The sequence below is a fragment of the Alteromonas infernus genome, assembly GCF_902705815.1.
Genome location: NZ_CACSIG010000033.1, coordinates 73,223 through 98,233, shown reverse-complemented (window position 1 = coordinate 98,233; position 25,011 = coordinate 73,223). Strand labels below are relative to the sequence as shown.

Here is a 25,011-nt window from a genome sequence, read left to right as displayed (position 1 = left end):
CTTAGTTAACGCTGTTTTTTCCCGGAAGTAGCTTGTCCTTAAGCTCAAGCATACGGCCTACGCCAGAACCTAGCTTCATCAGCGTGTTAAGCTTTTCTGGTCCAAGATTTTGAAGCTCTTCGGACCATGCCGTAATTGATTCGAGTAAATCGTGAATTTCGTTCAGTTTATGTTGAGCGTTTGCTTCTTTTTCATTGGCAGGTGCATCGAGTAACAAATCCCGAAGTAAGCTCATGGTTGGATCTATCTCTCGCTTCCTGCGCTCTTCAAATACCCGGTTAGCCAATGTCCAGATATCACCTGCAGGCACAAAAAATTCTTTCCTTTCGCCTGGAACATGGTGCTGCTTAACCAAACGCCACGACTGAAGCTCTTTTAAGCCCATACTTGTATTGCCTCTGGAGATATTCAGCGCGTCAGCAATCTCCTGTGCTGAAATTGGCTCTTCATTAAGAACAATAAGAGCAAGTATTTGCCCCACCGTTCTATTAAAACCCCAGCGACTTCCCATTTCGCCAAAGTGCATAACAGCAGAAGTAATTAAAGGCGTCATCTTCATTTTTATATTCCAGAAGTTTCAGAATTTACTGAAAGTTTATTGCGCCAGATCAAAAAATACAAGTTTTATTTGGCTCTGTTAGCTTTTTTTAATTCACAGATTAGTGTTTCTTAATTAGGCGAGTTTCTTCGATATTGAATGATTTTTTCTTGGTAAGTTGTTATCGTGACAACGTTCAACACTCCAACCATGAAAGCACGCTTTCTTTATTTCTCGGCGTAAGGTAATGCATCAAAATCACATTTCTCAGTCTTCACTTCAAAACTGCGAAGACGAAGCTATTCATCTTATCGAAAGCGTTCAAAGTTTCGGTTACGTAATCGCGATAAATCCCGATACCAAAAAAGTACAAGTATTCAGTGAGAACATAAAAGATTTATTCAAAGTAGAGATTGTTGCAGGTGAAACGCTTGTTACCGAACTCATCGATATTCCGTCTCCAGATGCGCCTACTTTTCAGACCATATATGAAACGGTTAAAGGGGGAAACGTTCGCCATGCATATCAGTGGAAGTTTTCTAAGAACGCCCTATGGCTTGATGACTGGGAAAAAGAAGGCAGCGGCGTAGCCTTCGATTCTAACGGGCTATTAGTGATAGAGCTAGAGCCAACACCACAGCTAAGTTATGAGGCCGCGCAGCAGTGGGTGCCGATGGATGTTGACATTCGCGCGCTACTACCTAACGTCGACGATAAAGAGTCGATTGGCGATGTTGCAGATGCAATAGCGAAGGTATTTAAACAGTATATCGGCTTCGACTCGGTGATGGTTTATCAATTTGATGATGCATATTGCGGGGAGGTCATAGGTGAAGCCTGTGAGTCAATTTCTCGTTCATTTAAGGGGTTAAAGTTTCCTGCCTCTGACATTCCTAAACAAGCGCGCGAACTCTATCTGAAAAACCGGGTGCGATGTGTATTTGATGTCGAGGAGCAGCCTACACCATTGCAACCCTCAATACTCGAAGCCGAGCGCCCGCCATTAGATTTGTCTATGTCCATGGTGAGGTCTGTCTCTCCTGTTCATATCGAATACTTAAAAAATATGGGCATACGCTCTTCATTTTCTGTGTCGTTAGTATTTGAGGGTAAACTATGGGGCTTGCTAGCATGTCACAACAGTGAGCCTAAGTACATCGATCAAAAGAAACGCTTAGTGTGTGAGTCCCTTGGACACCTTTATGCTTGGCAAATGCACACCAAAGCACTTCACACTAGAAAAGAGCAGTTCCAGATGCGCCAGCGAAAGCTGAACAATATCGTGCATCAACTTACATCTTACTCTAATCCGCTTGAGGCTATTTCTCAAAAAGAAACCGCTTTACTCGACGTGGCTGATGCCTGTGGTATGGCGGTTATTACGCCAACGGGTAATTACTATGTGGGTAAAACCCCGTCAGAGAAAACCCTTACGCAGCTACTCAATAAATACTCAATTATCGACTCTGAGCAGTCGTTAGCAGTAAATCGTTTAGCCAATGAAGTGTCGGATGGTTGTGCTTTAAATGGTATACGGGGTATGTATATCTCCTGCGTGTCGGCTAAGCTTGGGTACTTCACAGTGTGGTTCCGTGAACCGCGCGATAAAACAATTCGTTGGGCCGGTAAAGAAGCGGCGAAAAAAGACGTTGGAAAGTCGCTTACACCACGCAACTCTTTTGACATGTATTTGCAGAGTGTGGCTGATGAGTCAGTCGAATGGAGCGAAGATGACAAGCTAATTATAGAAGGGTTTGATCATCTATTTATTCCTTATGCGCTAAGCTTGAAAGCGTCATTGGACAAACAGATAAGTAAGCTAGAAGAGCTAGATAAAGCCAAAGATCAGTTTCTGGCGAGTATATCTCACGAGCTGCGCTCCCCGCTTAATTCTATTGTAGGTTGGACAGACTTAGCGCTAATGGATGTATCAAACGTCGATAGAATGACTGATGCATTAGGGGTGATTAAGCGTGCTGCTTCTACACAAGCTGCGCTTATCAATGACATTCTCGACTTATCACGCATTATTTCAGGCACGATGAAACTGAGCACCCATTCTTTGAATATCGCTTCTTCTATCTCAGAGGTTGCGAAATCGTTTGAAGCGGGGTTTGCCAGTAAGAATATTCAGCTATCTATTAGCTGTGAAGATGAGCATACTCAGATTTTAGGCGACAACTTACGTATTAAGCAGGTTATTAACAACCTATTGAGCAACGCGCTTAAATTTACTTCCAAAGGCGGTACGGTACACGTACGTGGTAGGAGGGAGCATTCCAATTATACTTTGCGTGTAAAAGATAATGGGAAAGGAATGACTCAGGAGCAGGTAGCCCATGTTTTTGAGCGCTTTTACCAAGGCAAAGACTCGCATAACAAGCACGGCTTGGGGCTAGGTTTATCAATTGTCAAAAGCTTGGTGGAGATGCACGGCGGCGAAATTCAAGTCCACAGTGATGGACCCAATACAGGCACCAGTTTCAACATTACGCTACCTATCGCTCCGTTAAGCTTGCACGATGATATCGTTGAAACCAAAAATACTGAAATTAGCGATTTGACTGAGTCACTGCGTTTAAATGGCCTTCGAATTTTGGTTGCCGAAGACGAACAGGACGCGCGCGACTTCATAAAACTATTTTTAGAATCTAATGGCGCTCGAGTAAACGTGGTGAAAAACGGGCTGCTGGCGTGGAAAGAGCTGAACGACATACCTGAAGCCTTCGACTTATTGCTTTCTGATATCGGTATGCCTGAATTGGACGGCTTGGGGTTGGTATTGAAAATGCGCGCTAGCCAAAATCCTGAAATTGCCAAGCTAAATGCTGTAGCGCTAACCGCCTATGCATATACATCAGACAGAGTTAAAGCGCTCAAAGCAGGCTTTAGCAACTATGTTTCTAAGCCAGTGGACGGGGAAGAGCTACTGACTATTTTAGAAATGTATATGCCCGAAACTTCCAATTTGTGACAAAGAAACATTCGCGAACAACCACTACCAGCGTTGCAATAACCGCTGGTAGGTGGTTTTGTCTAACTGCGACTCTTGCTTAACTGGGCTTTTCTGTATGTTAAGTGCAGCCTTAGCTTCATCAAATGAGTCAAAAACTTCACCATCAATGTAGAACACGCTGTCATCTGACGTAGGTTTACCGTCTAACGAATAGGCGGTGCTTAGTAAATCTGATGCCGTAGTAATACTACTGTGACCAATAAAGTCGGCCGCGCCGTCATTGTTTACGTCTTTTGTTAACCACGCGATGGCAAGAGGCTTGTTAAACTTACCGCTATCTTGCATTGCTAAAACGGTTTCATTAAATTGCTTCATCAAACGTTCTGCGTTTGCCACGTTTTTATTTATTGCTAACTGAAAGCCCGTTTTAGCTAAAGGCTTGGCCGAGTAATGTAAGGTTTCCTCGTTATCGTTTGCTAGTAAAATATTAAGCTCACGGGCAAGTAACTGCGTTGTAATAAGAAACGGTGCCCGGTCGTCCGCTAGTTGGCGGAAGGCGTCGAAGGTACTGGGGTTACGCGACCACTTTATGTTTTTAAGTAACCTAAATGAAGGCGTATTAGCAAAGCGATTTTCAATAGCTACCCGGTTATCTTTCAAGTGGGGGAATAACCTGACTTCTTCAACGTCGGGGCTCTTGCTGACAGCGTACAGGTAAATAGGCAGATAAATGTCAGAAAGTACCAAGTGGCTGGTGGTTTCCCCTAAATCTACAAAAGCGAATTCACCATCGACTTTGCCGGTAAGTACCGAACTGCCTAAAAATGCGCTGCGCATAACCCGTAGTTCAACATCAAGGTTAGCCTTTTGAAATATCGCTGCTAAGAGTGCATTAATTCTGGCGGGCTCTCCATCATCGCTGATATAGGTTTCAAAAGATGACGCGGCGAGCGTAAGGGGTGCTGCGTGAAGTGTAAAGGTGTGAGAAAAATAAAGCGCACAGCTAAGCCCTAGTGTACCTAAGGTTCGAGTAAAACGAGTAAACGGGAACGCGCTGAATTTACCCAAAAAAATCTCCCTACTGCCATTATGCATTTACTACACTGTAATGCAGTTAAGCACTTTATTCCAATAAAGAGATAAAGCTTTAAATTAACAAAACTTAAGCAGCATCAATATTTTGCATATTGAAGTGCTTAAGTTTCAGAACCCGAGCGTTAAGTGTGTTTATTCACCAAAACTTCCGGCTGGGCCCGGATACACTACCACGCTTTCAACGCCATCTTTGTTGACGCTGGCAACACCAAAGAAGTAGTTGTCTATAACAACGTTCTCAAGCGTCGCTTCTGTTACGTTGCCCACGTATTTGCTGTATTCCCAATTTGGTGCATCAGTATGACGCCAGTATATTTTATACCCTTTTAACTGCGGGTTTTGTTCGGTATCTAACGCATCCCATTTAAGGGTAGTAGAAGGCTGCACAGCGCCAGCAATTTCCACATTAGCGGGTGGGTTTGGAGCCCATGCCATGGCCGCAAGCGATACCGCATTAAGTCCTGTGAGTTTGGCTGCATAATCGAAGTTTACGCCGTCAAGGGTGTCGCCGTAGGCTATACCGTCTTCTACGCGCAGGTCCTGATGCTGACGGGTATAGTTTTCGTTGGTTTCCATAATACGAATACCCGGATAACCCAAATCGTTAAACGGGCGATGGTGGCCGCCACGACCAAATCGGTCTAAGCGATAAATCACCATGGTATCTAAGTTCTCAATATACTTATCGGCAATTTTATCAATGTAGCGGGCAAGGTTACGGCTAGGCGAGTCAACTTCGCCGCCCGTGAAGCGACGCATGCGCGCTTCTTTTTCTGTTTCAGTTACGCGAGTACCTTCAGCAAAAATACGGGCAGTGGTGTTGTTAATAACACCGTTAACGCCTTCGATATTGCCAATCATGTCGTTATTTAGCACGGCTTTAATTCGCCAGCCGTCTTCTTTGGCTTGCTTCGCCATAATGCGCCCGCCAAATAAACCTTGTTCTTCACCGGCTAGCGCGGCATAAACAATGCTGCCGTTAAACTTGTGTTTCGATAAAACGCGCGCGGCTTCAAGAGTACCCGCAACACCAGAAGCGTTGTCATTTGCACCCGGTGAATCAGACGTGAAATCCATTACATCAGACACCCGCGAGTCGATATCGCCAGACATGATTACATAGCGATCTGGATCGGTCGTACCGCGCTGAATAGCGATGACGCTTACCACTTCAACAGGGTCGGGAATACGCTTTTCACCGCTGATTACCTCTGACTGATAATACACCTCTAAACACCCCCCGCACGCGGCGGAAATTTTATCAAATTCAGACTTTATCCAACGCCGTGCCGCGCCTATGCCGCGGGTATCCGACTCGGTTTCAGAAAGGGTGTGACGAGTGCCAAAGTTGACCAGCGTAGTAATGTCTTTTTCGATGTTTTCGGCAGAAACGTTTTTGGCTATATCGTAAAGTGCTTGCTGCTGTTCGGTTTGGGCGTGAACTGTGAAAGAAACAGCGCTACTTAACAATACGGTAGATGCCAGAAGACTTGTGGCTTTAGTTCTTAGTCTAGACTGTGGGGATAGGTTTTTTATCATTATTCTCTCCAGCGTTTATCTTTTCACCATAACCAATACGCGACAAAGCTACAATTGGAGTAAACGACGTAAACCAACCAACTATCGCAAGCTCTAAAATTATACATTCTTTACTTTTTGGTAAAAAGTAAAGAATGGTGTATGCTTAGCAAACAGTGAATAGACATCGAGGCTGGAGAGCTATGGCTAAAGTAAGCATGAAGAGGCAAATAACCCTGCCGGCAGAACTATGCAGCATTGCTAACATTAATGCGGGCGACGATGTTGAGAGTTTTGTTGATAGACAAGGCGTTATTTCAATCGTTAAGAAACAAGCTGGAGCGGCAAGAGGGCTTTTGAAAAACATAACTGTGAATAGGAGTTATAGTGACCAAGCATCTCTTCAGAGCGCAATTGAAAAATGATAGCGATAGACACAAATGTCTTGCTGCGTTACTTGCTACAAGATGACGAGAAGCAAGCTATACAAGCAAGCCAATTAATTTTGGGCTCTGAAAAAGTCTTGATTACAGATGTAGTACTAATTGAAACCGTATGGACCTTAAAAGGAAGGCGTTATAACCTTAATAAAGATAAAGTTATACAGGTTATCCATGCGTTATTTGCTGAGCCAAATCTTGTGTTTGAGGACAGTCAGGCAGTGTGGGCTGCATTAAAAGACTTTACTAATGCGAAACCGATCAAGGCGGGTGGGAAAACGAAACAAGCAGACTTCCCTGATGCGCTTGTTATCAATAAAGCAAAGCGTCACGCGCAGCGAAATAAGCTCAACCTTACTAGTGTATTTACCTTTGACAAAGCGGCTCAGGAAATTGAAGGAATGATTGAACCTCATTGCTGATAATAAAACGCCACCGACATTTCGATGGCGCTAGGTATTAACAAGCCCCGCCTATAATTGGCTTATATAAACGCAAACGCGTCGCCAAACAAGTTCTCTATTTTCAAGCCGCGCTGAGTAAAGTCATCGCGCACGACCTTCGCCATTTCAAAACGACCGGCAACGTAAACCTGAATATTGGCAAAGTCAGCGTGGTCAGCCATCACCGCGTGATGCACCCAACCGGTTCTGCCTTTCCATTCGTCGCAGGCAAACTCAACAACTGGCACAAACGTGAAGTGCTCGTTAGCATCAGCTAGTGCAGTTAGCTTATCGGCTAAATACAAGTCCGATGCGTGCTTTCCACCCCAATAAAGGGTAACTGGCGTTTTGTCGTCGTTATTAAGGTGCTCTTGCAGAATCGAGTAGGTATACGAGAAACCCGTACCGCCAGCAATAAGCACCATAGGCAGGCCGTTGCTTTGCAAAAAGGCATTGCCATTACCAACATTTACCGTGATTTCACCATCAGCGCGCATACGCTCTAGCACTTCGCCTGCATAGCTATTACCTGGCTCTGCGCCAATATGTAATTCAATGCGGCCATTATCAAACGCGGCATTGGCAATAGAAAATGGACGCATATCTTTTTCGCCCATTACGACCATAGCGTACTGACCCGCTTTAAACTCAACAGGACTCTCTGGCGTTAATTCAACTTTTTGTACCACTTCGGTTAAAGGCGTGATGCTTGCAACCTTACACTTAATTTCTGACATGTATTCTCTTCTAACCTTCTTGCTTAGCGTGTCGCCTTTACACGCGCTTTAAGAAAAGCGCATGTTTTAATACAAAATAAATAGCGTTTAAAATAGTCGCTACATAATACCAAGACTGTCCCAAATATCATCAACGCGTTTTTTAACGCCTTCGTCCATTACAATAGGCACACCCCATTCGCGGTCGGTCTCGCCCGGCATCTTATTGGTAGCGTCCATCCCCATTTTAGAGCCTAGCCCTGAAACGGGTGAGGCAAAGTCCAAATAATCGATAGGTGTATTTTCTATCATTACCGTATCGCGGGCGGGGTCCATGCGGGTAGTAATTGCCCAAATAACGTCGTTCCAGTCGCGCGCATTAACGTCGTCATCGCACACTATCACAAATTTGGTGTACATGAACTGACGCAAGAACGACCATACCCCCATCATCACCCGTTTCGCATGACCAGGATACTGTTTCTTCATGGTTACTACCGCCATGCGATAGGAACAGCCTTCAGGTGGTAAGTAGAAATCCACTATCTCAGGAAATTGCTTTTGCAAAATAGGCACAAACACTTCGTTTAGCGCCACCCCTAAAATAGCCGGCTCGTCTGGCGGACGACCGGTATAAGTTGAATGATAAATAGGGTCTTTACGGTGAGTAATATGGGTAACGGTAAACACAGGGAAGTCGTCGACTTCATTGTAATACCCAGTGTGATCGCCGTAAGGGCCTTCCGGTGCGGTTTCATCTTGCGCGATATAACCTTCAAGCACAATCTCTGCGCTGGCAGGTACCTGCAAATCGTTACTGATAGACTTAACCACTTCGGTTTTATCACCGCGAAGTAAGCCTGCAAAAGCATATTCTGAAAGCGTATCCGGTACAGGAGTAACCGCACCTAAAATGGTGGCTGGATCTGCACCGAGCGCCACAGACACAGGGTAGGGTTCGCCCGGGTGGGTTTGACACCACTCGCGAAAATCAAGGGCGCCGCCGCGGTGTGATAGCCAGCGCATAATAAGTTTGTTTTTGCCAATCACCTGCTGACGGTAAATACCCAAATTCTGGCGTTTTTTGTGCGGGCCTTTCGTAACGCTTAACCCCCAGGTTACCAAAGGCGCGGCATCACCGGGCCAGCAGCGCTGCACAGGAATTTTTGACAAATCTACATCGTCACCGGTAAGCACCACTTCCTGACACGGCGCTTTTTTTAGCACTTTAGCAGGCATATTCAGTACCTGCTTAAATACCGGCAGCTTTTCCCAGAGATCTTTAAGCCCTTTCGGCGGCTCAGGCTCTTTTAAGTAAGCCAGTAGCTTGCCAACTTCACGAAGGGCTTCTACCGATTCTTGCCCCATACCCATGGCGACACGCTCAGGCGTACCAAACAAGTTTGCCAGTACAGGCATATCGTGGTTTTTAGGGTTTTCAAACAACAGCGCAGGGCCACCAGCACGCAGCGTACGGTCGGCAATTTCCGTCATTTCAAGGTCGGTATCAATGGGCTGGCTAATGCGTACCAATTCACCTTTAGCTTCGAGCTGGCGAATAAAGTCGCGTAAATCTTTGTACTTCATCTGTTTGGCGTATCCACACACTTTATTTATGGCAAGAATATACTATTTAGCGTGAAAGTCCGATCAGTAAGCGACACGAATACAAGATTATACGTTTTACAGACAAATTAATCTTTACAGAGGTGCTATTTAGGTGTGAGATAGCAAAGTGTTATAAAAATTAACAAACCCTTTCGCCTAAGGTGGTTACATGAGTTCATTCGATCAGGACATGCTAGACGAGCTAAATTTGTTATTGAAGTTTCCTACAGACAGTTTACTTCAGGGCCTAAAGATTCATCACGATGCTAGCCAAAGCATGGTAAACGCCGCGTCTCGACTTTATGCCAAGGGGCTTATAACTCAGCCCGATGGCGGCTATCTCACCGACTTGGGTATCGATCTTGCCGATCACGCTCGTCATATCCAATCGGCATTGTGCCCCAGGAAAAGTAGTCATTAATTAACACGTAACCTGCTGTTATATGGATATATAGGCGCCACGGAAAGTGCAGGGGTAAAAAACGTTGTAGCTGATAGCGCACAATTTTCGTAAAGAAAGGCATGTCTTAGTTAAGATAATCTATACTAAGCCGATAAGTTAACTAAGACAGTGCAATCAATATTTACTCCTTAGCTATGAAACGTATTCTATCTACCGCTTTATTTATCTGTGTTTCGGTAACGGGGTTCTCTGCTCACGCTCTTGAGGGGGAAACCGTAGAAGAGCTGCGTGCAGTTCAGCTATACAGCCAAGACGCGTTAATTGACATGATTAACGCTAATACGCATCTAGACAAGGTGGTGGCTGACAGGTGCCAGCTAGTACAAGATATTGAAGCGCGAGCAGACGTACTTAAAATTCCGGCGTACCAATTTTTATGGGGCGACATGTTGGCTTGGGGTGTGTGTGTTGATGCGGCGCCGTCGCGAGGCATTGGTTATATGGAAGATGCTGCGAACCAAGGTTTGCCCGCCGCCCTTGAACAACTGGGGCGTTATTACGCAAAAGGCACGTTGGTACAACAAGATAAGTCTCGCGCCGTGGTGTATTTACGCGAAGCCGCTGCACTTAAAAACCTAAAAGCGCAAATTCGATTGGTTGAGTTGTTTTTAGAAGGTTACGGTAGCCCCTACGATTATGAAGATGCGTATCACTGGCTTTATAACTCGGTCACAAACGATAAAAAACAGCATCAACAAATTTCATCTTATCTAGCGCGTTTAGAAAAGCTAATGCACCCGAAGGCGGTGCGTCAAGCTAAGCGCCCAATGGATAGTTAGAGCTGTCACGCACCGTCCACTTGTTGTTATTGAGCCTAAAAGGTTATGCATAGCTATTGTGAACCCACGGAAAATACTGAGCAAAAACGTTCCGCAGGGTGAAGGGGTAGACACTATCGTTTTCGCCACCCGGTAAGCATAGGGCGAATAAGCTGAACATTCCCTAAGTACTGTACTAAAAACACTGCCGCAATATGCACTAAAACGCAGGCGTAAAGCACATCGGCCATAATGCTGTGTATCCATTCCAACGTGCTGTTGCCAAACATGGCGTCTATCTCTTCCATCATAAAGCCGGTAATGCCTAAACCTAAGAATAGAGTGAATACGGCAAATATCATTAGCCAACCGAAAGGGTTATGACCGTGCCTGGTGGGGATTTTCTTTTGCTGTAAATGGTGAAAGTGCTCGATAAAAGCCTTTTTACTCAAAGATACGCTGGCAAAACTAGCGTAAGGGATTTCTCCACTCTTATTCTGCGCCTTTTGTTGTTGAAGCGTGCCCCAAGCAAGTCGTAGTAGAATAAACGACACCCCAGCGTACCCTGCTATTTCATGATAAAGCCGGCCCGGCTCTACAATAAAGTAGTTGGTAATAAAAGCAGCAACAATACCCCAGTGACAAACGCGCACAACCCAATCCCAAACATAAATATCTGAAGGCGTGTCTTTTGTTGTATTCATAATATGGCTTACTCTGTTTAAAACAAAAAACGCTGCAGTATCCCTGCAGCGTTTTTATCAAGCATTAAAGCAAACGATGTGTTTGTCGTTTACTAAACTTAGTGTTTTTCTTCTTTAACAATGCTGCCATCAACTGGGTTGAAGTAAATTTCTACTTTGTTTTCTTCTTTATCAAAACCATAGATTTCGTAGCAGTTGCCGTCTGTTACTTTAAACTCGTTAATTTTGTAGCCTTGCGCTAGCAGTTGCGCCTGAAACGCATCTTGATTTTGCCATTCAGCTTCAGGTGCAGTAGTACATTGCGTAGTGCCGTGCTCTGCACTACAAGCACTTAATAGGGTCGCAGCGCCAATAGCTGTAGCCATCATTAATTTTTTCATTGCAGTCTCCATTTCGCTTTTAGTTAAAAGTTATTTCTGTCCTACGTGGAATGAGTGTACTTAGTTTGCTCTTTGATTCAAAGGGGCGTTTTTTGTGATAACTTTCGTTGAGCATTAATTCCACAAAATTTATATAACCCGTTACTGCGTAACAACTGAATTTTGGTATAGAGCGAGGCAAGAAGTCGCTGTCACAAAATTGCCTCCAACTTGTCATGTATGGTTCATCGAACCGTCTCAAAAGCGCTCTACATTCTTTGGCTTTGATATATCTAAACAATAAGCAATGTCGCCAATCTGTCGGTGAAATGCTTATAAAAATACATAAAGCACCCAATAAGCACACGAAAGGAATGATTTGATGCGCCCTCTGTACCCACTATCTGTTTACCCACGCACTTTGCTAGCGACAACCATTGCTTTAGCACTATCGAGCGCGGCAATGGCACAAGAAGTCGCCCCCGATACAGCAAACGAGAATGACTACATAGAAGAAATTACCGTTACCGCGCAAATGCGTGAGCAGTCTGTTATGGATGTTCCAGTAACTATGGATGTCATTGGGAGCGAGTTCTTAGAGCGCACCAATATCATGGAACTTGATGAGCTTTCTCGTATATTGCCAAACGTTCAAATTCAGGAGCAAGCGGTAAGCTTACCGTCGTTCAACATTCGCGGTGTAACCGACGATGTGTCATCGGTATCGGCGACGCCTCGCATCTCGGTATATCAAGATGGCTTTGATATCAGCAAGAAAACCGTAGCCAGTGTCGCGCTTTACGATATTGCTCGCGTTGAAGTGTTAAAAGGCCCTCAGCCGACGCTTTTCGGTGTGGCGGCAGCAAACGGTGCGGTAAGCATTCACTCTAACCTTCCGACCTTTGAACAGGAAGGCAAAGTGCAGGTTGGCTATAACTCAGAGCAGGGCCAAGAACTTGAGTTTATGTATAACCAGCCTATTAACGACAACCACAGTTTTCGTATAGCTGGGCTTTATCGCGAAATGGACGGCATTGTAGAAAACAATGCCTGTAGCGCTGATTCTTACTATGGTAATGCAAACATGTATAACCATTTAGGTGAAGAGGTACCGTGCAATAGTGAAGACCTTCAAGGTGTATCGGTGCAAGCACTTCGCGCAACCTGGCTTGCAAGCTATGATAAGTTAGAAATCATTGCGCGTGCAGCAATGGAGTACAACGACCAGCCGGGTATTGCGTTCAAATCAGGCTCTATTGCGCCTAACGGCGGAGACACCAGCCCATTTACCGCAGCAGAGTTTAGTTTAGGTGGTGAGCTTGGCATTGAACGAACGCTTCAAGCTTATGACTTAACCGTAAACTACGATTTCAACCAAATGCTCAGTCTGCATGCCGATGCCTACTATAAAGATGTAGAGGTAAGCGAGGGATTTGACGCCGACGGTTCTGCTTTGCGTATTCAAGATGCCTATTTCGATAACGACGCTACGCTTCAAGGCGCATCAATGCGTTTGGTGTATGACTCGGGTGATAAATTGGCTGCATTCGTTGGTGCGTCCATCACCCAAGACGATTCGATTTTACCGTACTATGTGATGGTAGACCCATTTATACGCGGCACCTTCGATGCAGTGAAAGCACAGCTTGAGGCCAACTCCAACATTCCGCTGAACCAAAACATTGCAACCAATGCATCATTAGAAGAAATAGAAGCGCTGCGTGCTATGTTGGTATCACAGCTATTTAATGCCGACGGTTCACCTATTTCAAACCCTGCGTTACCGCCTATTTTCATACAAGGGCCGTTCATATTTGAAGCTGAGCTAGACATTGCCTCTTATGTTGCCGAAGTATCTTACTTTGTTACCGACGATATTAATGTAACTGCTGGCGTTCGTTACATTGATGAAACCCGCTATACGCGCAATACCTTTACTACGGCAGACGGTGCATTTACGTTCGATGCAGAGCGCGATTTTGACGATACCCTGCCGCGCTTTGCCGTAAGCTATGATGTTAATAACAACTGGAACGTATACGCGAACTACGCCAAGGGCCGCCGTTCACCAGTGGTTGATGCTAATGCGGGTGGCGTTAATGTTACTAAACCTGAAATAGTAGACAGCTACGATTTGGGTGTGAAGTATCAAAGCGCCAACTTCCTGTTCTCGGGCGCTATTTTTACTTATGAGTACAGCGATTATCAGCAAAGCTTTACCGATGCAGAAACCTTGCAGTCGATTACTGTAACGGTAGGCGACTCGACCATGTCGGGTATTGAAGGCATGGCGACCTATAACTACAGCAAAACGCTGACGCTAACAGCAAGCCTTGGTTTCCTTGATGCTGAATTTGCAGACAATACTGCTGATGGATCTGAGTTCCAATACGGTGGCAATAAGTTCCGCTTAGCGCCAGAAGTTAGCGGCGCGATAAACATCAACAAAGTATTCAACATGAATAACTTCGACATTGATGTTAACTGGCTTACCAGTTTCCAGTCTGAAGTGTTCTTTGAAAGCAGCAATTACCCAGGCCTTTCCCAAGATACCTATTCGTTAACCGATGTATCGGTGAAGCTGCTTCAAGACAACAGCAAGTTTGCCTATGAGTTTTACGTGAACAACCTGTTTGATAAAGAATTCTTGATTGATGCTGGTAATACGGGCGGTGGCTTGGGGATTCCGACCTTTGTTCGCGGGATGCCACGCATCGCCGGTGTGCGTGTTTATTACGCGTTCTAGAAGTAAAGAATAAGAGATTACCTATTCCCGTCAACATGCCCTTACTTTGATGGGAATAGGACGTAATTCAAAATATATGGGTTACAAGAAGGAGTATCAGAGACTCTGTTTTTAGTTGGTGCGATTTAACTATAATGTCTTTCACTCTGTCTTTGTTGATGAAAAGCGAAAGAAGACATTTAATGCTAGTGCAGTTACAATAAAGATTCTTTAAGAACCTCGGAGAATCTGCATGCCTTTAAAAGCTACCTCAGTGAGATTAGATGATGAAACACTTGCACGTGTAGGCGAAATGGCTAAGGCGATGGATAGACCTAGGGCGTGGCTGATGGCCGAAGCCATCAAGCAGTTTGTTGCTCGCGAAGAGTGGTTTATCCAAGAGGTGGAAAAAGGAGTGAAAGCCGCTGATGAGGGACGTTTGACCGACCATACTGATGTCAAAGCTAAGTGGGAGGCTAAGCGTGCAGCTCAAATGGACTGATCTTGCAGGTACCGATTTAGAGAAAATTGAAGCTCATATTGCTCAAGAAAATAGCCCCTCTGTAGCTATTGACGTTGTCATGAATATTATTGATAGTTCGCACCTAGTCTTATCGGAACATCCTAGAGCGGGCCGTCATGGCCGATTGAAGAATACGCGTGAACTTGTGATTAATGGCCTGCCGTTTATCGTTATATATCGAGAAAACATCATTACAAATTGCATCGAAATACTACGTGTTCTTCATGATGCTCAGCAATGGCCCTGCGCAGATTAAAAACACACTATTTGTGGAAAGCACTAAGCTTATTGTGCGAGGTGTAAAACAGCGTTTATAGCTTCTTCTTGTATAAATAACGTGTATAGGCTCAAGCCTATACACGCTTATAAAATTGTAGAAAGCTATGCCTTAATCTCAAAGCTATGCGTGTTAACCACCTTTCCAGCCTTGGTCAAAATTGCATCCACATAGTGCCAGGTCGCTTTAGCTTCATCCTCGCTAACGGTCAATGTCATAAAGCCGCGCTGGTGAAGATTACAATACTGTAAATCATCAATAAGAAGGGGAAGGTCATCAGCAAGTGTTTCTGCCATTTCATCATCCATACTTAAATAATGTTCCATGCCGGGTGACGTCACCCCAGGGGTGGCAAGTTCAACACCCACTTCCGTTCCGTCTTTAAGGGTTAGTTTGTTGTGCCAAGCATTATGAGTATCGCCTGCAAGGGCAATAACTGGCTTGCCGATGGATTTTAGCTGCATGAGAACCTGTTCACGTTCAACAGGGTAGCCATCCCATGCGTCTAAGTTGTAGGGCATTACCGTATTGATAAGCGCAAGCTCTTGCTCACTTAGCGTATTGCCTTGCATTTGTTTGCGCTTAATATTAGCCAGCTTGTGTACGTGTGCAGGAATATCTTTACGTTCAACGCCGTTAAAAATAGACACAGGGAATAGCATGCGGCCAATTAATAGCTGTTGCCCCAGCACTTGCCATTTAGCCTGGCTTTGCTTCATAGAGGTATGTAGCCAATTGCGCTGGGTTTCACCTAAAAGACCGCGATTAGGATTACTGATATCTTTCATAAAGCCTGCTTGGTCAAAAGCTTTAGTTTCAGCGTCGCGATAGTTGGCGTATTCAAGCTGCTTATCCCGGGCTAAAACGCGGGTATCAAGCATGTATAAATCAAGCAGGTTGCCAAAGGTAAACTGACGGTAGATTTCTAAACGCTCAGTGCCAAATGGCGGGCGAATAGGCAGCCACTCATAATAGGCTTGCACTGCCGCAGCGCGACGTTCATAAAAATCGCCTTCATCCGCTTGGTGATTTTCAGCACCGTCTTTATAGGTGTCGTTAGTAATTTCATGGTCATCCCACACAACGATAAACGGCTTATTTTGATGTAAAGCCAGCAAGCCTTCGTCGGTGCGATACAACGCGTAGCGGTTTCGGTAGTCGGTTAGCGTATATAGCTCGGTATCGTTATCTGGCGCATAGGTTCGGCCAATCTCTTTGGCATGTTCGGTGGCGTAACCCTTTCCATCGTACTCATATATGTAGTCGCCTAAATGCAGCACATAATCCATGTTGTCATCTTTGGCGGCTTCCATATAAGGCGTGAAAAAGCCGGCAGGGTAGTTCGAGCAAGAAAATATGCCGAATGTGATCTTAGATACGTCTGCTTCCGGCAATGTACGAGTTTCGCCAACAGGGCTCACATTATTCGCACTTTTGAAGCGATAAAAGTATTTGCTTGCAGGCTGAAGACCTGACACATCTACTTTTACGGTAAAGTCATGTGTCGCTTTAGCCTCAACGACTCCGCTACTTACCACGTCGGTAAATGCTGCATCGCTTGCCATTTCCCACAAAATATCGGCTTTAACTAAAGCCGAGCTTGATGTAGGAACCGCGCGAGTCCAAATGATCACTGCATCTTTTAACGGGTCGCCACTGGCCACGCCATGGGTAAATTCCGATTTAGTTTGAGGCTGACTGTTTGCTGACGTGCTAACTGTACACCCCGCTAGCCCAGTAGATACTGCCACGCTCGCACCCGCGAATGACGACAGCCTAATAAACGTTCTTCTATCCATATGCCTGCTCTTTATAAAGTTGGTAGGGTAAATAGTGTATTAATTGTTTTGTTGAACGCTCATACAACAAAAATGAAAACCCATTTTTATACTGATTGTTTGTGACATCGAGATGTCAGGCTGAACTGAATCGATAACTGGACGTTAGATCGAAGTTTACACAACCCTGTTCGATTAAAATATAAACATATTTTTGAGGTGAGATTACCTCTGTGGTAATCTTCTATGGGTGGTTAGATGGCAATTGTAAGCTTCCTACATCAAAAGCTACTTTTAATGTGGCTATCTGATTACGATGAATGGCTTGTGTTAGCATATCGTCATGAAGTCTGGAATGCGTTGTTTGATTTAGACGCTGCATCACAAATATCTGATTTGCTAGATATCGGTGCAGTACGATCCGAAGAAAGCGAACTTTGGTACGTGACTATTACAGTTAATAGCGTAGAGCCTTGTGGAGCGGTAACTTGCTATTTCAACGATGGTGACTGTTTCAGTCTGGATTATAGAGAGTACAACCCATGAGACAAAGTATGCACATAGGCATTGAATCTAAAGGTGATAGGGGCTGCGCATTAATTGAAGCAGGAGAGCGAGCATCACGGCCCGAGCATCTTAAGAGGCCCCATCCGGGCGAAGTATTTAAACGCAGATGCATGGCAAAGTCACCCTTGAAGCAATCAGAGGTTGCGCAATGCTTAGAAGTCTCGACTAAACATTTATCGCGATTTGTTAACGGGCATTCTAATTTAACTGTCGAGTTCGCGCGCAAGCTTGAAGCGGTAAGCGGTATAAGTGCCAAGGCTTGGATGCATTATCAGGTTGCCTACGACTTGTATCGAACCGCAAAAAGTAAACCCAGCTTAAAACCAATATACTAGCGGGTGTTTCAACTTTTATACTGTGTATGTATAACTTACGTGAGCTTGCGCCCTTTAACCTTATTAGCTTATAGACATTGAAGAAAAGATATTGCCTAGCACGGTAATAACTTCGCTTGCATTACAATAAACCGCAAAATTCAGCACGCCTTAATTACTCCCAATGTTTTACCGTAAATACTGTTATACTGTGCAGCAAATAACCACATGAACCAAATTTGGTAAGTGTGTCTAACAATCTATGAATCAAAATTTCTTGTACGTATTTTTTAAGGCGTACCACAATAAAAAAAGTCTTGAACAAATAAAGTAAGCTTTAGGAGCACGTTAGTTGAGATGTCAGACGACGAGTTGTTTGAATATTAACTAGCAGAGCAACGCCCGTCAGCGGCAGGTTAAGGCTTACTGAGTAAACAAAATAAAAGGTAATTTATAAATACATGAGTGACGATCCGCATTATCAGCGCGAGAAAGAGAAGTACGACAACCCGGTAGCAAGCCGCGAATATTTAATGAGTTTACTAAAAGAACACGACAAGCCTTTGTCGTTTCTTGATATTTGTAACTTGGTGAACGCGTTCGACGAAGAAGCCCGAATAGGTATACAGCGCCGCTTACGCGCCATGGAGCGCGAAGGGCAAGTACAGTTCACCAAACAGAAAAAATACATACTTCAAAACCGTGATGAAATCATAAAAGGCCGCATTATTGGCCACCGAGATGGTTACGGCTTTCTGCGTCCTGAAGATAAAAGTGGTGACTTATTCATAAGTGCCGGGCAAATGAATTTGTTTTTACACGATGACGTGGTTGAAGCGCGCATTAGCGGCACCGACCGTCGCGGTAGAAAAGAAGCCTTTATTACCCAAGTTATTGAGCCAAGAAGCGAGCCAATAGTCGGGCGCTATTTCGTAGAGCAAGGTTTTGGCATGGTTGTGCCAGACGATAGCCGCCTTCAGCATGAAATTGTCATTCCGCCCGAAAGTACCAACGGTGCGCGCATGGGGCAGGTGGTGGTGGTAGAACTTACCCAACGCCCCCGCCGTAAAATGAACCCCGTGGGAAAAATTGTTGAAGTACTCGGTGAGCATATGGCGCCAGGTATGGAAATAGAAATGGCCCTTCGCACTTTTGATATTCCGCATCAGTGGCCAAACGGCGTAACCAAGCAGGTGGAAAAACTCACCGATCAGGTGCCAGATGAAGCCAAAGAAGGGCGTATCGATTTACGCCAGCTTCCTCTTGTTACCATTGATGGTGAAGACGCCCGTGATTTTGACGATGCGGTTTATTGCGAACCACTCGATGACGGCGGCTGGCAGCTCTGGGTAGCCATTGCGGATGTAAGCCATTACGTAAGAACGGGCTCTGCCCTTGATGATGAAGCGCAGCAGCGCGGAAACTCAGTGTATTTCCCCGACCAAGTTATCCCTATGTTACCTGAGGTGTTGTCGAACGGACTGTGTTCACTGAACCCTGAAGTCGACCGGCTTTGTATGGTGTGTGAAATGACGATCAGCGCCCAAGGGAAGCTAGAAGAGTTTCAGTTCTATGAAGCAGTGATGAACTCTCATGCCCGTCTTACCTACAACAAGGTGTGGGGCATATTACAAGGCGACAAAGAGCTGCATCAGCGTTATGAACCTCATGTGCCCCATCTTCGCAATCTACACGATTTATACCGAGCACTTAAAAAAGCCCGTGCTAAACGTGGTGCCATTGAGTTTGAAACCCAAGAAGTCAAATTCGTGTTCAATGCACAGCGCAAAATAGAAAACATTGTGCCCTTGGTGCGTAACGACGCACACAAGCTGATTGAAGAATGCATGATCATGGCGAACGTAAGTGCGGCTTTAACGCTAGAAAAGCACGAAGCGCCAGCGCTTTATCGTGTTCACGATAAGCCAGACGCTGACAGGCTTACCGCCTTCACTAGCTATTTGAGTGAAATTGGTATTCCACACCGCATAGTTGAAGATGCAGAGCCTGCCGCATTTACCGATGTAGTACTAAAAACACGCGGGCGGGTAGACGAAGAGCTTATACAAACCATGCTGCTTCGCTCTATGAAGCAAGCGGTGTACGACGGTGAAAACGTAGGGCACTTTGGTTTGGCCCTCGAAGCTTATGCTCACTTTACCTCGCCTATTCGTCGCTACCCTGATTTAGTGGTGCATCGCGCGTTAAAAGGCATCATTGCTAAGCAGAAAGGTAAAAAAGCGGTAAGCGGCGCTAAAAACTACACGGTAGAAGAAATTGAACAACTCGGCGAGCAGTGCTCTATGACCGAGCGCCGCGCCGACGATGCGACTCGCGATGTGGCCGACTGGCTCAAGTGTGAGTTTATGCTCGATCACGTAGGCGACACCTTTGAAGGGGTAGTCAGCTCGGTCACTAATTTCGGACTATTCATTCGCTTAACGGAATACCATATCGACGGGTTAGTTCATATTACGTCACTCGATGACGACTACTATCATTACGACGAAGTAAAACAAGCCTTAGTAGGCGAGTCGGGCCATCGTCAGTTCAGACTGGGCGACACAGTCGAGGTAACCGTTGCGGCAGTAAACCTTGATGAAAGAAAGATTGATTTATTACTCGATAAGTCTATGCTGCGCAGCACTAAAGGTAAGAAGGTAAAAGTGAAGACAGCTAAAAAGTCTTCAGACAAACCTACTCGCTTTGATAATAAACCCCGCTCTGGTAAAGACTCCCGTTCTGATAAGAAGGGGAGCAAAGGTAAAGGCGGCTCAAGCTCGTCTAGTCGAAGCGGTGGAAAATCGTCGAGTCGCGGCAGCGCAAAAGGCGGTAGCAGCGGCAAAACACTGTCATTGAATAAAAGAGGTAAGCGTTAAATGGCGCAGCAAGAATGGTTATACGGTTTACATGCCATGCAGTCGGTACTTGAAAAAGAGCCCGAGCGTGTAATGGAAGTGTGGGTTTTAAAAGGTCGGAACGATGACCGCTTGACCAACATTGTTAACCAAGCCCGCCGTTTTGGTATCTCTGTTCAGTTTAGCCAGCGCAAAGCGCTAGATGATAAAGTAAGCGGTGAGCAACACCAAGGCGTGGTAGCAAGAGCGAAACCAGCCCGCGTGCTAGATGAAGCTGACTTAGACAAAATTTTAGAAAGCGAAGCGCAGCCTTTAATCTTGGTACTAGACGGTGTTACCGACCCGCATAATCTAGGTGCGTGCCTGCGTACTGCAGATGGAGCAGGGGTGCACGCGGTAGTAGTACCGAAAGATAAATCAGCAAGCCTAAACGGCACAGTAAGAAAAGTGGCCCTGTGGTGCAGCTGAAGTGGTTCCACTTATTCAAATCACGAACCTGGCCAGAACCTTGAAGCACCTTCAAGATAAAGGCCTTTGGATTGTTGGCACAGCCGGTGAAACCGATAAGACCCTTTATGATGTAGACCTGAAAGGCCCAACTGCATTAGTAATGGGGGCTGAAGGTAAGGGTATGCGTAGGCTTACCAAAGAAACATGCGATGAGTTGGTGAAGCTCCCTATGGCTGGTAGCGTGACAAGTTTAAACGTGTCGGTAGCTACAGGTGTATGCCTGTACGAAATAGTGAGACAGCGTGGTTTGTAATGCTCCCTAAGCGTTTGAACGCGACGCGAGAGCTTCCAAAATAAGAAATGTTAAAGGCACGCAGAAAGATTGTTGCGCGCCTTTTTTCTTTTTAGAATATTTACTTAATCTATGCAAACTGTGCTTGGTTGTCTGAAATAGCACTTTTGGTTGCGTCAACCGTTGCATATGGTTGCCAAGCAATAAGTTAGTAGCAATCCGTTGCTATCACGAGTATTTATATTAAAAAATAGGGTTGTTTAGTAGTTCTGTCGCTTTTTCTTGAGCTCTAAGCCAAGCGACGGTTTTCTTGCATCGCCATGACACGGCTTCTTCAATTAACGGCAGTAGCTGGGTTAATGTAGGCTGATTAAAAATAGGCTCATGGTGAGCAATTCTATTGCGTTGCTTCCTGATTATGTCGCAACCGTTTTTCAGTGTGTTTCGAATGGTAGATACTGTATTTTCCGTTGAGTTGGGAAAGACTTGTTTGATAAAAGGCTTCCAAATACGCCCCTCATGTCTTTTTGCCAGCATGTTTTCATACCAACTCAGCTTCAGCTCTGGCAAAAGTTTACCTACACCTTGATAATCTTGAGTTAGTCGTACTAAGTCTTGCTTGTCTTTGTAGGGCAATGAATTTTGGAATACGACGTTTGTTGGCCAGTCATCGCCGTAGCGCATTGATATAGCCTCAGAAACCGCATTCCTTAAAACGACTTCATATATGTGAAGCGGGAAGAACATCACGGAAGAAAGCTGTGCGTTCCATTCGTAGAGCTTAAGAGTTGTAGCAGTGCAGTCATTTCCTATTTTTTTACTACCGCATTTCTAAACGTTGTTAATCGGCTCAGAGACAACGTATTTTCTATAGACTGGTACGGCACAAATCATTCCCTTTAATTAACCATTTGACAATTGGTGTTCGATTACTTACGATCTCAAACGAGAGCTTTGGATATCCCTGCTTAAGCAGCCCACCAAAGACATAAGACTCGAACGAGCCTACGCTTATAGCGTGGGCTTTTTCATTTATAAATTAGCATATTATCTTTTAAGTAGTGATCTTTTTTACACCGCCATTGCATTGCCGCTGGGTGATAAGTATCTAAACCTCATGCCCGAGCGCACAGCAACTTCCTCTCGTCAACGCCAAACTAAATAAAATATCTACTAACCAGTCTTGAAATATTGCATTGCTTAATGGCTCAGCCAATTAAATAAAACCAGACCAAGAAATCTACAAATCACTGCTGAATTCGTTTAATAAAAAAGCTAAACAGGTGATTAATATTTTGTTACATCTCAAATTGTAATTTAAATGTTAATTATAAAATTTTATTCCTACCATGAATCTGCTCGTAATACACATTTGGCGCGCTCTTCATAAGTTGTGTTGTTTTTTTTGTGCATTTTTAAAGGTATTAAAAATGCTCACCAGGGTTAAGGCAACATACTCAACAGCCTGATTCGCCGCCTAATATGAGCTCTGTAAATAATTGGTAATACCGTTTATTTGCATACCTGACAAACGGGTAGGTCGTTGCAACGCAGTTGCGTCGGTTGTCATGGATGAGCTTTTCGTATGAGGTAATGGTTATACCTGTATGTCATTTAATAACAAATAGCTTCCAAAGCACGGAATAAAACAGTGTTGAAGTTAATAAGACAGATAAAACAGGAAATAAATTTTGAACTCAAAATTAAATAAGAAACACACATGTCTAACAGCAGCTGCTCTAGCTGTATCACTTGGCTTAATGGGTAATTCTGCAATGGCAGCAGGCGAAGGTCTGGTAAAAGTTAAAGAAAAGCCTCAAACCCTAAAACAAGCACTAGGTAAGCGATTGACTGTCGATCGTCTTGTCACCACTGACCAAGAGCGTTACATCATCAAGTTCAAAGATGAGATGACCAGTGAAACGGTTGAAGTGAGTGCATTAAAAGGTAAAGGTCAAATCTCAAGTGCCAAAGTAAAAGGTAAAAAGCCTTTTGATATCGCGTCTGCTAAATCAGAAGTAAGAAAAGCAGGTGGTGCAATTAAGAAAGAGCTAAAAAAGCACAAAATGGTAGCGGCGACCATGAGTAAGTCGGCGCTTAACAAACTTCGCAACAATCCTAACGTAGAAAGTATTGAGGTTGACGTACGTCGTAAGCCTATGGCGCAAACTACGCCTTACGGCTACACCATGGTACAGGCAAACCAGTTCGGCCAGTCAGATACCACGGCACGCAAAGTATGTATTATCGATACTGGCTATAATTTAGGTCACCCAGACCTTCCGGGCACAAACGACGGGGTTACCGGTCAAGCCAATAATAGTGCCGTAGGCAACTGGTACAACGATGGTAATGGTCACGGCACACACGTAGCGGGCACCATTGCAGCATACGATAATAACGAAGGTGTAGTTGGTGTGTATCCTGGCGTGGATATGCATATCGTTAAAATCTTTAACGACAATGGCCAATGGACTTACGCATCTGACCTTATCGATGCTATCACCCAATGTCAGGATGCCGGCTCGAACGTTGTTAACATGAGCTTAGGTGGCGGCAGTTCGTCAACTACCGAGCGAAATGCAATGCAGAGCTTCACAGATGCAGGCATGTTGCTAGTGGCTGCGGCGGGTAACGACGGCAATAGCGCAAAATCATACCCTGCTTCATATGATGCAGTAATGTCAGTTGCGGCAGTAGACTTAAACGAAAATCGTGCAAGCTACAGCCAATATAACGATCAGGTGGAAATTGCGGCACCGGGCAGTGCGGTCCAGTCGACTTACCCTACTAACACCTATGCATCTTTAAGCGGTACATCAATGGCAACGCCTCACGTAGCAGGTGGTGCAGCGTTAGTATGGAGCTACTTCCCTCAGTGTTCTAACAACCAGATTCGTAGCGCACTAAACGCAACGGCTGAAGATAAGGGCAGTGCAGGCCGCGATAATTTTTATGGTTATGGCTTAATGCAGCTAGCCGATGCGTATAACTATCTAAATACCAACGGTTGTTCGGGTGGCGGTACTGGCGGTGGCGGTTCTGAGCCTGGCGTAGAACCAGTATCAGGTCAGCTAACCGGCCTTTCAGGTACGCGCAGAAACTGGGACCGCTACACTTGGACGATTCCTGAAGGTGTAACGCAGATGACTATTCGTACCTCTGGTGGTTCAGGCGATGCCGATCTATACGTGAAGTTTGGCTCACAGCCAGAAACGAATAGCTATGATTGTCGTCCTTATCAAAATGGCAACAGCGAAGTATGTACATTCGACGCGCCAGCGTCAGGCACATGGCACATTGGTATTCGCGCTTATTCGTCATACAGCGGTGTGACACTATCATACTCATATGAGTAAGTAATCCCGTCTCCCTAAGACACAGTTAAAGCCTGCTTATGCAGGCGTTTTTTTCGCCCCGTCTAAATTACGAATACAACCTTTTTATGCATCAAATTGTAAAGCTTTGATAAAGATGGTCAGCTTTGCAAAGATAGTGTAAAGCCCCGAACTAACCCCTTCTAACTTAGCCATATCATTGTATTGTGCGTGCCCTGTAAAGCACTCCCAACGTGTGCCTATTTGCTTAAACGCAGGCGTTTATCCAACAAAAGAACAATTTCTAAGGAC

At 44.9% G+C, this 25,011-nt stretch carries 21 protein-coding genes and 1 pseudogene; 13 read left to right on the top strand and 9 right to left on the bottom strand.

Annotated elements, in window-relative coordinates; translation table 11 throughout:
• Position 1: 1 nt before the first annotated feature.
• Positions 2-559: a GbsR/MarR family transcriptional regulator gene (locus ACX5J7_RS09320; RefSeq protein WP_012519911.1), complete on the bottom strand. Its 558-nt coding sequence runs from the start codon at positions 557-559 to the stop codon at positions 2-4.
• Positions 560-785: 226 nt separating this feature from the next.
• Here ACX5J7_RS09320 and ACX5J7_RS09315 point away from each other — a divergent pair, with 226 nt between their 5' ends.
• The gene (locus ACX5J7_RS09315; RefSeq protein ID WP_024017085.1) at positions 786-3,512 is read left to right on the top strand and encodes an ATP-binding protein; all 2,727 of its coding nucleotides are present in this window, start codon (positions 786-788) and stop codon (positions 3,510-3,512) included.
• A gap of 24 nt (positions 3,513-3,536) precedes the next feature.
• On the opposite strand, the gene ACX5J7_RS09310 is transcribed toward ACX5J7_RS09315, so the two are convergent.
• Both ACX5J7_RS09310 and ACX5J7_RS09305 read right to left on the bottom strand, forming a co-directional pair.
• Complete coding sequence (locus tag ACX5J7_RS09310) at positions 3,537-4,562, bottom strand: substrate-binding periplasmic protein (protein ID WP_015068252.1); 1,026 nt, start codon at positions 4,560-4,562, stop codon at positions 3,537-3,539.
• A 159-nt stretch (positions 4,563-4,721) separates the two neighbouring features.
• A complete protein-coding gene (locus tag ACX5J7_RS09305; RefSeq protein WP_015068251.1) occupies positions 4,722-6,128 on the bottom strand; it encodes a M28 family metallopeptidase in 1,407 nt (468 codons plus the stop codon).
• A gap of 182 nt (positions 6,129-6,310) precedes the next feature.
• On the opposite strand from ACX5J7_RS09305, the gene ACX5J7_RS09300 reads away from it, so the two are divergent.
• On the top strand, positions 6,311-6,532 hold the full coding sequence (locus ACX5J7_RS09300) for an AbrB/MazE/SpoVT family DNA-binding domain-containing protein (protein ID WP_015068250.1): 222 nt from the start codon (positions 6,311-6,313) through the stop codon (positions 6,530-6,532).
• Positions 6,529-6,969, top strand: coding sequence for a type II toxin-antitoxin system VapC family toxin (locus ACX5J7_RS09295; RefSeq protein WP_015068249.1), 441 nt, complete (start codon positions 6,529-6,531; stop codon positions 6,967-6,969). Before ACX5J7_RS09300 ends, ACX5J7_RS09295 begins: the two co-directional genes overlap by 4 nt.
• Positions 6,970-7,031: 62 nt before the next feature.
• Here the strand turns inward: ACX5J7_RS09295 and fre are convergent, their stop codons facing one another.
• Positions 7,032-7,727 (bottom strand): NAD(P)H-flavin reductase, encoded by a 696-nt coding sequence (gene fre / locus ACX5J7_RS09290; RefSeq protein WP_015068248.1) that lies wholly within the window; start codon positions 7,725-7,727, stop codon positions 7,032-7,034.
• A gap of 99 nt (positions 7,728-7,826) precedes the next feature.
• Positions 7,827-9,293, bottom strand: coding sequence for a 4-hydroxy-3-polyprenylbenzoate decarboxylase (ubiD, locus tag ACX5J7_RS09285; RefSeq protein WP_012519918.1), 1,467 nt, complete (start codon positions 9,291-9,293; stop codon positions 7,827-7,829).
• A 190-nt stretch (positions 9,294-9,483) separates the two neighbouring features.
• On the opposite strand from ubiD, the gene ACX5J7_RS09280 reads away from it, so the two are divergent.
• A complete protein-coding gene (locus ACX5J7_RS09280; protein WP_012519919.1) occupies positions 9,484-9,735 on the top strand; it encodes a TIGR02647 family protein in 252 nt (83 codons plus the stop codon).
• A 176-nt stretch (positions 9,736-9,911) separates the two neighbouring features.
• A complete protein-coding gene (locus ACX5J7_RS09275) occupies positions 9,912-10,556 on the top strand; it encodes a tetratricopeptide repeat protein (RefSeq protein ID WP_015068246.1) in 645 nt (214 codons plus the stop codon).
• Positions 10,557-10,669: 113 nt separating this feature from the next.
• Here ACX5J7_RS09275 and ACX5J7_RS09270 read toward each other — a convergent pair whose 3' ends face one another.
• On the bottom strand, positions 10,670-11,239 hold the full coding sequence (locus ACX5J7_RS09270) for a cytochrome b/b6 domain-containing protein (RefSeq protein ID WP_020744403.1): 570 nt from the start codon (positions 11,237-11,239) through the stop codon (positions 10,670-10,672).
• Between the two features lie 98 nt (positions 11,240-11,337).
• The gene (locus ACX5J7_RS09265; protein WP_012519922.1) at positions 11,338-11,619 is read right to left on the bottom strand and encodes a PepSY domain-containing protein; all 282 of its coding nucleotides are present in this window, start codon (positions 11,617-11,619) and stop codon (positions 11,338-11,340) included.
• A 361-nt stretch (positions 11,620-11,980) separates the two neighbouring features.
• Between ACX5J7_RS09265 and ACX5J7_RS09260 the strand changes: the two genes are divergently transcribed.
• From ACX5J7_RS09260 to ACX5J7_RS09250, 3 genes are all read left to right on the top strand, one after another.
• Positions 11,981-14,344, top strand: a complete 2,364-nt coding sequence (locus ACX5J7_RS09260) for a TonB-dependent receptor (RefSeq protein ID WP_024017084.1) — start codon at positions 11,981-11,983, stop codon at positions 14,342-14,344.
• 232 nt (positions 14,345-14,576) lie between these two features.
• Positions 14,577-14,825: a CopG family ribbon-helix-helix protein gene (locus tag ACX5J7_RS09255; protein WP_012519924.1), complete on the top strand. Its 249-nt coding sequence runs from the start codon at positions 14,577-14,579 to the stop codon at positions 14,823-14,825.
• On the top strand, positions 14,806-15,102 hold the full coding sequence (locus tag ACX5J7_RS09250) for a type II toxin-antitoxin system RelE/ParE family toxin (RefSeq protein ID WP_012519925.1): 297 nt from the start codon (positions 14,806-14,808) through the stop codon (positions 15,100-15,102). Before ACX5J7_RS09255 ends, ACX5J7_RS09250 begins: the two co-directional genes overlap by 20 nt.
• 125 nt (positions 15,103-15,227) lie before the next feature.
• On the opposite strand, the gene ACX5J7_RS09245 is transcribed toward ACX5J7_RS09250, so the two are convergent.
• Positions 15,228-16,922: an alkaline phosphatase D family protein gene (locus ACX5J7_RS09245; RefSeq protein WP_024017083.1), complete on the bottom strand. Its 1,695-nt coding sequence runs from the start codon at positions 16,920-16,922 to the stop codon at positions 15,228-15,230.
• Between the two features lie 237 nt (positions 16,923-17,159).
• Here ACX5J7_RS09245 and ACX5J7_RS09240 point away from each other — a divergent pair, with 237 nt between their 5' ends.
• From ACX5J7_RS09240 to rlmB, 4 genes and pseudogenes are all read left to right on the top strand, one after another.
• Complete coding sequence (locus ACX5J7_RS09240) at positions 17,160-17,447, top strand: hypothetical protein (RefSeq protein ID WP_012519927.1); 288 nt, start codon at positions 17,160-17,162, stop codon at positions 17,445-17,447.
• On the top strand, positions 17,444-17,803 hold the full coding sequence (locus tag ACX5J7_RS09235) for a HigA family addiction module antitoxin (protein WP_015068244.1): 360 nt from the start codon (positions 17,444-17,446) through the stop codon (positions 17,801-17,803). Before ACX5J7_RS09240 ends, ACX5J7_RS09235 begins: the two co-directional genes overlap by 4 nt.
• A gap of 440 nt (positions 17,804-18,243) precedes the next feature.
• Complete coding sequence (gene rnr / locus ACX5J7_RS09230) at positions 18,244-20,661, top strand: ribonuclease R (protein WP_024017082.1); 2,418 nt, start codon at positions 18,244-18,246, stop codon at positions 20,659-20,661.
• Positions 20,662-21,403 (top strand): annotated as a pseudogene (gene rlmB, locus ACX5J7_RS09225) (23S rRNA (guanosine(2251)-2'-O)-methyltransferase RlmB).
• A 222-nt stretch (positions 21,404-21,625) separates the two neighbouring features.
• On the opposite strand, the gene ACX5J7_RS09220 reads toward rlmB, so the two are convergent.
• On the bottom strand, positions 21,626-22,066 hold the full coding sequence (locus ACX5J7_RS09220) for a hypothetical protein (RefSeq protein ID WP_020746691.1): 441 nt from the start codon (positions 22,064-22,066) through the stop codon (positions 21,626-21,628).
• A gap of 1,007 nt (positions 22,067-23,073) precedes the next feature.
• Here ACX5J7_RS09220 and ACX5J7_RS09215 point away from each other — a divergent pair.
• On the top strand, positions 23,074-24,741 hold the full coding sequence (locus ACX5J7_RS09215) for a S8 family serine peptidase (protein WP_024017080.1): 1,668 nt from the start codon (positions 23,074-23,076) through the stop codon (positions 24,739-24,741).
• Positions 24,742-25,011 lie beyond the last annotated feature (270 nt).